A 754-nucleotide genomic window follows, 5' to 3' on the forward strand; every position below is an offset into this window, starting at 1 on the left:
GCCTTCGCGCGGGCCGGCCTGGACGCGCAGGCCCCCTTCCGGCGCGCCGCCTGAGACCACCCCCCACCCAACGACCTTTCCGCACGACCTTCCGGAGTTTCATTCTCATGGCCAACGTTCTTGCCGTCGACGATTCCGCAAGCATCCGGCAGATGATCAAGGTGGTCCTCGGACCAGCCGGGCATACCGTCATCGAGGCCGGAGACGGTGCCGAGGGCATCGCCCAGGCCAAGTCCAACGCGCTCAACCTCGTCATCACCGATCTCAACATGCCGGTCATGAACGGCCTGGACATGATCAAGAACCTGCGGACGCTGCCCGCCCTGACGGGCGTGCCGATCCTGTTCCTGAGCACGGAGTCGGACGAGGGGATCAAGCAGCAGGCCAAGGCGGCCGGCGCGACCGGCTGGATCACGAAGCCCTTCAAGCCCGACCAGCTGCTCGCCGTCGTGTCCAAGCTGACCCGCGCCTGAACCCCGTCGCGTTTCCGTCGCATCGCGTAAGCTCCGGATCGCACCCGTGCCCAATGCGGCGGGGGCGACCCGGCGAACGACGTCGTCGGCCTTCCTCGCCGCCGCCTCCCGGGACGGAACCGTCTCGCGATCGCTGCCGCATCGCGATTGACAGGCGAGCCGGCTACCCTTAGACAGCCGCTCACCGACGGGGCGCCGAGCAAACGGCTTCGCCACCGCGGACATCCCGAGAGAGAAGACAGCAAGGGCCAGGGCGACCTGGAGCCTGGCTCTTATACCCA

The 754-nt window shown here is 67.6% G+C and carries 1 protein-coding gene; it reads left to right on the forward strand.

Translation table 11 applies throughout. The features are described 5' to 3' along the window. Positions 1-107: 107 nt before the first annotated feature. Positions 108-473 (forward strand): response regulator, encoded by a 366-nt coding sequence (locus VP06_RS33040; protein WP_048468062.1) that lies wholly within the window; start codon positions 108-110, stop codon positions 471-473. The last annotated feature ends 281 nt before the right edge of the window (positions 474-754 follow it).

Origin of the sequence: Methylobacterium aquaticum, from assembly GCF_001043915.1 — a bacterium.
GTDB lineage: Bacteria > Pseudomonadota > Alphaproteobacteria > Rhizobiales > Beijerinckiaceae > Methylobacterium > Methylobacterium aquaticum.

Coding starts and splice junctions, on each gene's coding strand:
- VP06_RS33040 (WP_048468062.1), top strand. CDS start 108: ATGGCCAACGTTCTTGCCGTCGACGATTCCGCAAGCATCCGGCAGATG.